Annotated in this window: 10 protein-coding genes and 1 pseudogene; 8 read left to right on the top strand and 3 right to left on the bottom strand. The window is 35.4% G+C overall.

Annotated features, from left to right (window positions below):
• Both repM and ACS72_RS12210 read left to right on the top strand, forming a co-directional pair.
• The coding region (gene repM / locus ACS72_RS12215) for a replication initiation protein RepM (protein WP_048882281.1) at nt 1–701 on the top strand (701 nt) is incomplete at its 5' end.
• Nucleotides 698–994: a hypothetical protein gene (locus ACS72_RS12210; RefSeq protein ID WP_004282260.1), complete on the top strand. Its 297-nt coding sequence runs from the start codon at nt 698–700 to the stop codon at nt 992–994. The genes repM and ACS72_RS12210, both read left to right, overlap by 4 nt.
• Here ACS72_RS12210 and ACS72_RS12205 read toward each other — a convergent pair.
• The gene (locus ACS72_RS12205; RefSeq protein ID WP_005254311.1) at nt 991–1,272 is read right to left on the bottom strand and encodes a hypothetical protein; all 282 of its coding nucleotides are present in this window, start codon (nt 1,270–1,272) and stop codon (nt 991–993) included. The two genes, ACS72_RS12210 and ACS72_RS12205, sit on opposite strands and share 4 nt — an antisense overlap.
• Nucleotides 1,273–1,458: 186 nt before the next feature.
• Between ACS72_RS12205 and mobQ the strand changes: the two genes are divergently transcribed.
• Nucleotides 1,459–2,430 (top strand): MobQ family relaxase, encoded by a 972-nt coding sequence (gene mobQ, locus ACS72_RS12200; protein WP_004809023.1) that lies wholly within the window; start codon nt 1,459–1,461, stop codon nt 2,428–2,430.
• Nucleotides 2,427–2,924, top strand: coding sequence for a hypothetical protein (locus ACS72_RS12195; RefSeq protein WP_004282258.1), 498 nt, complete (start codon nt 2,427–2,429; stop codon nt 2,922–2,924). Before mobQ ends, ACS72_RS12195 begins: the two co-directional genes overlap by 4 nt.
• Before the next feature lie 143 nt (nt 2,925–3,067).
• Here ACS72_RS12195 and ACS72_RS12190 read toward each other — a convergent pair whose 3' ends face one another.
• Nucleotides 3,068–3,349, bottom strand: coding sequence for a type II toxin-antitoxin system YafQ family toxin (locus ACS72_RS12190; protein WP_004282257.1), 282 nt, complete (start codon nt 3,347–3,349; stop codon nt 3,068–3,070).
• Nucleotides 3,342–3,632, bottom strand: a complete 291-nt coding sequence (locus tag ACS72_RS12185; protein ID WP_004282256.1) for a type II toxin-antitoxin system RelB/DinJ family antitoxin — start codon at nt 3,630–3,632, stop codon at nt 3,342–3,344. The genes ACS72_RS12190 and ACS72_RS12185 overlap by 8 nt, the downstream gene beginning before the upstream one ends.
• Nucleotides 3,633–3,912: 280 nt before the next feature.
• Between ACS72_RS12185 and ACS72_RS12180 the strand changes: the two genes are divergently transcribed.
• The 4 genes and pseudogenes from ACS72_RS12180 to ACS72_RS12160 all read left to right on the top strand — a co-directional run.
• Complete coding sequence (locus ACS72_RS12180; RefSeq protein WP_004282255.1) at nt 3,913–4,755, top strand: 2OG-Fe dioxygenase family protein; 843 nt, start codon at nt 3,913–3,915, stop codon at nt 4,753–4,755.
• On the top strand, nt 4,752–5,645 hold the full coding sequence (locus tag ACS72_RS12175) for a lysine exporter LysO family protein (protein WP_004282254.1): 894 nt from the start codon (nt 4,752–4,754) through the stop codon (nt 5,643–5,645). The genes ACS72_RS12180 and ACS72_RS12175 overlap by 4 nt, the downstream gene beginning before the upstream one ends.
• Nucleotides 5,646–5,907: 262 nt before the next feature.
• Nucleotides 5,908–6,656, top strand: a pseudogene (locus ACS72_RS17570) (IS5 family transposase).
• A gap of 566 nt (nt 6,657–7,222) precedes the next feature.
• Nucleotides 7,223–7,612: RepB family plasmid replication initiator protein (locus tag ACS72_RS12160; RefSeq protein WP_048882280.1), on the top strand; the 390-nt coding region annotated here is incomplete at its 3' end.

The raw sequence follows: 7,612 nt of genomic DNA, 5'->3' as shown, positions 1-7,612 counted from the left end.
CGCTTAAACCGCCAAAAAAACTAAGAGATTGTGATATACCCACAACAATGAAATCGAGATGGGTACAAAAAATTGGTTATACCGAATCAGAAGGCTTATTACATTTTCAACTTACCAGCGATGTTGTTTTATTAGTTGCCAATTCAAAAGAATATTTTACAAGTTACTACCTTTCTCAGACTACAGAATTTACTAGTACCTACGCCACTCGGTTGTTTGAGTTATTAATGAAGTGGAAAAATGTAGGACATATTCCGCTTATTCCAATAGAGCAGTTACGAGGACAGTTAGGTGTAGAACCCAAGCAATATAAAATAATTTCTAACTTTAAGTTACGAGTATTAGATGTTGCTGTGGAACAAGTGAATCAACATTCAGACTATACGATTAAATATAAACAACATAAGCAAGGGCGGACGATTATTGGTTTTTCATTCACATTGAAGCCTAAAGTAGATAAAACCTCAAAAAAAATAATATCCAAGCAAAATCGCAATAGCCCCGATTTTTTCATAAAATTGAGCGACCCACAACGTCATTTATTTGCAAATAAAATGTCAGAAATGCCTGAAATGGGGAAATATTCACAAGGTACAGAAAGCTACCAACAATTTGCTATTCGTATCGCTGATATGCTTTTAGAGCCTGAAAAATTCAGAGAGCTTTATCCAATATTAGAAAAATCAGGATTTCAGCCATGATTAAATTAAATAACCTATCAACCGATCTAAAACATGTGACCGTTGAATACCTCGACATCGTAAATTATGAAATTGCGAGAGAAAATATATGCGGTTATATCTTCCTATTATCCCGAATATCCAAAGATGCCGAACCAACCGAAAAAATACAGATGGAAAGCAAAATACAGAACTTAATTTACTATCGGGATAATTTACAAATCGAGGACAAGGACAATATTCAAAAGGTTTTAAATACGCTCATTCCAGAGTATCAAGCCGAACAAAAAAACCAAATAGCTAAGAAAAATTAGGCTTCAATATCGGGCAAATCAAAAAGCTGTCGATCTCTATTTTCTGTTAAATATTCGTTGAGTTCAGCCAATATTTTTTCTTTATTGGCTTCATTCTGCATTTTTTTAATCAAATAAGAACCGAGCAGAATTTTACGCCGAGTATCATCTTTTCGTTGCTGTTCCTTTTGCTTGGTACGTTCTCTTGCTTCGATAGCTTGTTTCTGTGCTTTTAACTGTTTCAGCTTCTCTAACTGGGCTTCAATTTTCTTTTCAATATTTTCAGCAGATTTAGTCATAACGGTTAATTTCGGAATATAGAAAACCACTCAAGCATAAGACCCTATGAATTGAAATTCAAGCGGGTAATATGCTATCGTTTTTTTCATGAAATGCGCACTTACGACTTGGATTTCATCCAAGTCTCCATTAGCGTAAGGGGATTCCCCTTAACCCCAAAAGCAAAAGCACCCCAAGGTGACTGCATGGCAATTTATCATTGTTCCACTAAAACGGTTAACCGAAGTTCGGGACGAACTGCGGTTGCATCATCTGCATATCGTGCAGGGGAAAAATTAGAAGATGAACGCACAGGACTGACCCATGACTTTACGAGAAAAGATGGTGTCGCCCATTCTGAAATTCTGTCTAATTTAGATATTGAAATTGACCGTGCTGAGCTTTGGAACTTGGCAGAAAAAACCGAAAACCGCAAAGATGCCCGAACCGCTAGAGAATGGGTCATTGCCCTACCTGATGAATTAGACGCTGATCAACGTAAGGACTTGGCAAAAGAATTTGCCAGGTCCTTAGTTGATCGCTATGACGTGATCGCAGATTTAGCCATCCATGAACCCAGCAAAGGCGGTAATGATAAAAACCACCACGCCCATATCATGCTCACCACCCGAAAGGCAGAACTGGACACAGATAATAAACTCACCCTGACCACCAAAACCGATATTGAACTCAGCAACGCCAAACGAAAAAGCCTTGGTATGGGTACAACCCAAGAAGATATTAAGCAAATTCGAGAAACATGGGCAGACTTAGCCAACAAGGCATTGGAACGTGCAGGCTACCGAGAAAAAATAGACCACCGCAGCTATGCCGATCAAAATAATGGACTACAAGCAACCATCCACGAAGGCAGCAAAGTCACCCAATTACGCAGACAAGGCATAGACACTGAAATCAGCCGTTTCAATGACAATGTGAAACAGCAGAACACCCAACAACTTGAGCAACAGAAACAGCAGAAAGAGAGCGTTTTACAGCGTGGTTTAAACCGTGTCGATCAAGGTTTTGAGCAATGGCAGAAAAACCAAGAAAACAAACGCCTAGAACTGGAACGCCAAGCGGAAATGAAGCGACAACAAGAACTAGACAAACAACGAGCCGAGCAAGCAAATCGTAAGGCATCACGAAATTTAGATAATGATGGATGGTCACGATGAGTAACCAAAATGATTTAGACGACCAACTCTATATTTTATTGGCATCTATGAAGGAATACAGAGAAGCCATAGCAGATGATAACAAGCGATTAGAGACGTTCTACAATGAAGTAGCTAGCGGAGTACTCAATAAGGCTGAAAAGTCGCTAGAAATCGCAAATAAGAAGCATACAGGCGCATTGAATAACAGTATTCAGGCATTAAACGAAGCCACAAACAGACTGAACTCAAAATTTATCATCATTTTTGCTAGTGCATTTGTCGCCTTAGTGATGGTATTCATTTTGGCAATATTCTTATACGTGCCAAGCAAAGATGAAATTGATGAACGTAGAGCTGATATGGCTGTACTTAAAAAATATCCGCTACAAATTCGAGAAAGTGATGGCGAAACGCTAGTCAGAATTATGACTAAGAAATGCTATTCATTTGAGCCAAATAACGTCAAAAATAAAACTTATGATTGGTGTCGCATTGACCCTAAAAAATACTAGATGATCGGTACTTTGCTTGGTTTTTCTCATTACTGATCAGATTACAGCAAGCGCAAAGTTGCCCGACTTTGAAACATGGCTAAAGCCATATTTCAAAGCATCGAGCCAAGATAGATGAAATGCCTAAGCACATAAATTTTTCACTATTTATTTCTGCGCTTTCCAAACAATTCCGAGTGGCTACCAATTCGTACCAATTGCAAATAATCTTCTTGCTTGGCATAGATCAATACTAAATCAGGTTTAATGTGGCAGTCCCTAAAGCCTTCCCACTCACCAGTAAGACCATGATCACAATATTTTTCAGGCAAAACTATATCGCTACAAAGGCAATGTAGAACTTCTGCCCATGCAGGTGTAATTAGCTCTAAAAATTGCTTTTTAATATCTCTCTTAAATTGGCTTTCAGCTAATATCTTACGCATTGGCTAATTCTTGCATCGCTTTCATAAATTCTTCAGGTGTTTCATAAGCATCTGAAAAATCAGTTCTATTTTTTGCTTCAGTCAATGCTTTTCTTGTGACACTATTCGGCACATTCTCTGTCTCTGCATAATCAAAAGACAAGGGAATTTTATTGGTCTCAGCAACTTGTGTTAAAAACAATTTAAAGGCTTGTGATGCGCTCAGTCCATAACGCTCAAACACTGGAAATGCCCGATCACGCAAATCTTGCTCAAGTCGCAGATTAAAATTTGTTGTCGCCATATCATCACCTATGTTTTACAAAACATGTACTATCGTAAACCTAATGTACGCTAATAGTCTAAAAAATCACTCAAATTATTGTAAGAATTAGTTCCAATATCTGAATTTTGTATAACAGCCATTATGTTAAATGGGAGGGTATTTCATTGAGAATTCACAAAAATTTACCACTTATTAAACCTAAGAGTATGATTATTAATTATAAATAATTTACTTTTTCATAAAAATTAAATATTTTTTGGGCAGTATTACAATATTAAGTTATATAGTAAGGTTTCCTATGCTGAATCAAAATTTAAGAAAAGAATATCCAAACGAAAATCATCAATTTAATTTAAATCAAGAAGTTGATGTTTCAAAATTACAAGAAGACTTTCAACAGAATGGTTATATAAAATATAAGGCTTCAGAAGTTGACATTAACTCAAAATTAACTATTTTCAATGAATTTAGAGAGTTAGAAAAAGATCCCTTTTCACCATCAAACACTCAACGCTTTAGAAGGTATGGAAATGCTCTAATTCTTCCATGGGAAAAGCAAAAAAATCCAATTTGGTTACCGACTACAATAACTGATGATGGAAGAGAACTATCTGGATATGATCAAGGTAATAATAATCCAGAGCATGGCTCTATCAGATATTTTAATGCTTTAAGTGACGATGTTAAAAGCTCTAAATATTTGAATTCAATAATTATTGAAGACTATAACTTAACATTTGGGTTAAATGACTATTATTTACCAATTTATGTTGGAATACACTTTGTTAAATTAACTTCAACTTGTGACCAAAGTTTAGGCATTAGTTCTCCTGATTGTTTCCATCAAGATGGAGAACCTTTTACCTTTGCTCATCTTCTTTATAGAAGCAATAATATTGTAGGCGGTGAAAATTATATAGCCCATCCAAATGAAAGAAATAAGCGTCTAGATGATGTAAACAATGAAAATATTTACAGTCAATTCACATTAAAAAATATTTCTGATAGTTTTGCTGTTCACGATTCTTCGGTATGTCATTATGTATCACCAATTAAAAAAATTAATAATGATCAAGTAGATTTACTTGGTGAGCGTTGGATGATTTTAATTGACTACTCTTTAACGAAACAAAAAATATGATAAATAACCTTATATTTTCTTTATTGCCTATTCTCTTATCTTTAATACTTGGATGGGGAATTGGGCGAGTAATAAATTCAAATACTAGAGATAATTTAGTAAGTTATATAACATTCTTAGTCTGGTTACTTCTAATTTCAATAGGTTTCCAATTTGGTAGTATTCTTTTTGATAAAGAACTAGGAACTACAGTAATTGTCGGATCATTTATTTATTCAACAATTATTACTTTTATTACTTTTATTTTACTTTTTAAAAAAGTAAAAAATACAAGTAAAAATAAGAAATCTATATCTGAAATTTTTAAACCTATCAAAGAGTGTGTGATTGCTATATCAATGGTTATTATTGGTATGGTTTTGTATCTTGTATTGCCGAGTAATTGGGAGAGTGAGGCTGTAAGTAGTATTCTTCTTTATATCTTGATATTTTTGGTAGGTGTGGATTTATCAACAATTAAAATTCAAGCTTTGACCATTAATCATTTTCAAGTACCACTAATTACAATTTTTTCACTATTCATTGCTGCATATTTAACAACATTCATTATAGATAAATCATTTTTTGAACTTTTAGTTTTAGGAAGCGGATTTGGCTGGTTTTCTCTTTCAGGTCCACTCATAGGAAAAACATTAGGTGCTGAATATGGAACTTTTGCCTTATTAACTGATTTAATTAGAGAGTTTTATGCAATAGGTTTGCTATATCTTCTTGGACGAAATTATCCTAATCCTATAATTGGTATTTGTGGAGCTACAGCAATGGATTCTACACTTCCATTTATAAAAAATAATTGTTCGCAATTGGACGTGCAAATAGCAATTTTTAGCGGTTTTATTTTGACAATACTAGCACCCTTTTTTATTATATTTTTTAGTGTTTTTATTTAAAATATTATTTTAGGCAGTGATTTACTTAACTTGATTATTAAATTTTTCTAAAATCAACATAATACACGTTATACGAAATGTGTTATATTTCTTGTGAAATTTCAACGCTATAGTTTCAATTTTATAGCCCGAGCATCCCAGTTCGGGCTTTTTTATGCTTTTTCACGTTCCACGGCTAATCTTTGATCAATATTCCACGTTTTTAATTAGAGCCTGTCATCAATTAGCTTGAGAAAATCTAACCTGTCCTCATTATTTTTTCATGACTAAACGCTATGCATTAAGAGATGATCAGTGGGAGCAGATTAAGGATCTGTTACCTGGACGAGCGAGTACTGTTGGAGTAACTGCCAAAGATAACAGGCTATTTGTTGAAGCAGTATTGTATCGGTATCGTTCAGGTATTCCATGGCGAGACTTACCCGAACGCTTTGGGGATTTTAGAGTTGTGCACACTCGCTTTAGCCGTTGGGCTAAAGCAGGCGTATGGCAGAAAGTTTTTGAAGTGCTATCACATGAAAGTGATAATGAATATGCCATGCTAGACTCAACCATTGTGCGTGCTCATCAACACAGCGCCGGAAAAAAAAAGAACAGGCAATCGGACGCAGTAAAGGTGGTTTAAGTACCAAAATTCATGCCCGTACTGATGCTTTAGGCAACCCAACAGGATTTTATCTCACTGCCGGGCAGACTCATGACTTAAATGGTGCTGATGTGCTGCTGGACTTATCGTTAAGTCAGACTTGGCTCATGGATAAAGCCTATAATTCTAAGGATCGGGTGATTGATCCAATCCATAAGATCAAGGGTCAGATCGTGATGCCATCCAAAAGTAACGCGATTGATCAGCGTGATTATGACCAACATCTTTATAAAGCAAGACATCTGATCGAGAACTTCTTCGCCAAGCTCAAGCAGTATCGAGGTATTGCTACGCGCTATGATAAATTGGCTCAAAACTTCCTGTCAGCAATCTACCTTGCTTCAATCATGATATGGCTTAATTGATGACACGCCCTAGTTCAGCTAAATAAAATTATTTGCTCCCAACTGTAATAACCAAGCGAGTGCCTACGAGCGATTGAGCAACATAAAAATTTCGCCCCGTCTTTTTCCTGATTACAAAGCCTCCTTTTGCAGCCAAACGAGATTAACCGAGCAAAGCGACTGTATAGCTTTTGCTTGATGATCGAGCGTGAGCGAGTAAAAAATCTCTATGAGCGAAGCGAATCCATTTTTGCTTTTAGATTTCACAAACAGAATTAACCAAAAACTGCCCCTCGAAGCGAGGAACGAGCTTCAATAGAGTACGAGCTTTAGCGAGTATCTAGGGCAGTTTTAAGCACTTCCCCTCTTTTTAATAATTTTATAATTTTATAATTTTAGACCTCTTATTTTAATTAAATATCAATAGTTTGTGCGCCTATATCTATACGTTTATGCAGTCTTATCTATACGTTTATGCAGTCTTATCTATACGTTTATGCAGTCTTATCTATACGTTTATGCAGTATTGCTATACATATTTAATCAATGTAATATAATTACAACTAAAAACAATGTATGTATAAAAAATGGCAAATGATTTAGTCGTTAAAAATAATGCTTTGATTGATGCAAGTTATACATTAAGTCTTATAGAGCAACGCTTAATAGGGTTGGCTTTGGTTAAAGCCAATAATCAGCACCAAGAAATAACAAGTGATACTGTGTTGACAATACATGCAGGGGAGTATGCGGAACAATTTAAGGTAGATAGCTCAGTTGCTTACCGAGCATTAAAGGAAGCATCAGAACGCTTATTCTTACGCTATTTTTCTTATACGTTATATGGCTTAGAGTTTGGTAAAGAATACACGCTTAAACCGCCAAAAAAACTAAGAGATTGTGATATACCCACAACAATGAAATCGAGATGGGTACAAAAAATTGGTTATACCGAATCAGAAGGCTTATTACATTTT

Source organism: Acinetobacter sp. VT 511, from assembly GCF_001077515.1.
GTDB lineage: Bacteria > Pseudomonadota > Gammaproteobacteria > Pseudomonadales > Moraxellaceae > Acinetobacter > Acinetobacter schindleri.
This window is presented reverse-complemented; position numbering and strand designations above follow the sequence as displayed.